Origin of the sequence: Frankia tisae (genome assembly GCF_025403405.1) — a bacterium.
Taxonomy (GTDB): domain Bacteria; phylum Actinomycetota; class Actinomycetes; order Frankiales; family Frankiaceae; genus Frankia; species Frankia tisai.
On the sequence record NZ_JANEZT010000616.1, the window covers coordinates 1 to 2,178 of the forward strand.

A 2,178-nucleotide genomic window follows, 5' to 3' on the forward strand; every position below is an offset into this window, starting at 1 on the left:
GCCACCCCCCCCGCGATTGCAGGAGGTTGATGACGGTTGTGGTCCCGTGAGCCGTGATTAACCTCCTGCATCTGCTGGCCGTCGGGTGGACAGGACCGGCAGGGACCGGTGTTCACCGTCAGTCCGGTGTTCGCGACGGTGCCGCATCCGCGGTGCTCGGCGTACCAGCCATGCGAGCCTCTCTCGTTCTCACGATCGTGCGCCGGCCGGCGGCCGGCACTGGGCAGGGGCGCGCGCTGCTCCGGGTTCGCCACCCTCGCCGGGACGGTGAGCCGGTCACCCTGGGCGGTCGGTGTGTCGCCCAGGTGTGCCGGCCGGTCGGATAACCTTTACCGGGTTAAGGAAAGGGGTGCACGGTGGAGGCTGGACGTCGGGATGCCGGGCGGGACGCCGAGGTCGAGCTTGAGGCCGAACGGGACTACCTGCGGCGCGGCCGTCGGGCGCTCGCCGGCATGCGGGCCGAGGCCGAACACACGCAGAGCGCCGGCGGGGATCCGTTCGCCGACAAGGTGACCAACGAGTATCTGCGGGTCGCCCGCCTACGGCGGATCGTCGCCCTCGCCGAGGGCGACGGGACGGCCCCGCTGTTCTTCGCCCGCCTCGACTACGCCGCCTCGGCCGACACTCCCGCTGACCTCGACGCCGTGCCCGACGTCGCCGACATCGTCGCCGCTCCCGCCGCTCCCGCCGCGACTGGTGCGGAGGGCCGGCGGTTCTATCTCGGGCGCCGGCACGTGCGCGAGGCGGCCGGCGACGATCCGCTGGTCGTCGACTGGCGGGCCGACATCGCCCGGCCGTTCTACCGGGCTCACCGCGGCGACCCGATGGGCGTGCTGCGCCGGCGACGCTTCGGCCACGACGGCGCCGAGCTGACCGCCTTCGAGGACGAGCTCCTCACCCACCCACGGGCGGCGGTGGTGCCAGCCGGCGGGCTGCTCGAACGGGAGATCGAACGGCCGCGGTCCGGGCCGATGCGCGACATCGTCGCCACGATCCAGCCCGAGCAGGACGAGATCGTCCGGGCCGCGCTGTCGGTGAGCCTGTGCGTGCAGGGGGCGCCCGGGACCGGCAAGACGGCAGTCGGCCTGCACCGGGCCGCCTACCTGCTGTTCGCCCACCGGGAGCGGCTCGCGCGGGCCGGGGTGCTCGTCGTCGGGCCGAACCGGGCCTTCCTCGGCTACATCGCCGCCGTCCTGCCGGCGCTGGGCGAGTTCACCGTCCGCCACAGCACGCTGGCCGACCTCGTCGACGACATCACCGTCGGGGGAGCGGACACCATTGAGGCGGCCACGCTCAAGGGTGACGCCAGGATGGCGACGGTGCTGCGCCGCGCCCTGCACGACGGGCTGCGCCCCCCGACCGGGCCGGTGGCCGTCGTGACCAGGGCCGGCCGGTGGACCGTGGGGGAGGAGGAGTTCGCCGGCCTGTTCGCCGACGCCGCCGCGGGGCTCGCCGCCGGGACCTTCCGCTACGCCATCGGACGCGAGCGGCTCGCCGGGCGGCTCGCGAACGCCGTCCGCGTGCGGGCCGAGGCGGGCGGGCACTTCCCCACCGACGGCGCGGTCCGCACCCTCGCCCGCAGCCGGGCGGTCCGCGACGCCGTCGAGGCGGTCTGGCCGAAAGCGGACGCGGCCGTCCTGGTCCGCCGCCTGCTCACCGACGCGGCGCTGCTCGCCCGCGCCGCCGCCGACGGCGTGCTCGACGCCGACGAGCAGCGGCTTCTGCTGGCCGCGGCGCCGCCCGGCGGGGCCCGCACGGCCCGCTGGTCGCCCGCCGACGTGTTCTGCATCGACGAGGCCCGCGACCTCATCGACGGCACCGGCGGCTTCGGCCATCTGATCGTCGACGAGGCACAGGACCTCTCCCCGATGCAGTGCCGGGCGCTGGCCCGCCGGTGCGCCGACGGCTCCCTGACCGTCCTCGGCGACCTCGCCCAGGGCACCACCCCGTGGGCGGCCACCTCCTGGTCGGCGCAGCTGGCCCACCTCGGCCGGCCCGACGCCCACCTGGAGGTGCTCACCCGCGGCTACCGGGTCCCCGCGGAGATCCTCGGCTTCGCCGGCCGCCTGCTCGCCCACATCGCCGCCGAACTGACCGTGCCCACCTCGGCCCGCACCGCCCCCGGCGCGCTGACGCTGCTACCCACCTCGGAGGTAGCCGCCGCCGTCACCGCCCAGG

At 75.6% G+C, this 2,178-nt stretch carries 1 protein-coding gene; it reads left to right on the plus strand.

Annotation, left to right across the window (positions count from 1 at the left end; genetic code table 11):
• Positions 1 to 356 precede the first annotated feature (356 nt).
• Positions 357 to 2,178 (plus strand): HelD family protein (locus tag NBZ85_RS30545; protein ID WP_261563364.1); only part of this gene is annotated, 1,822 nt, incomplete at its 3' end.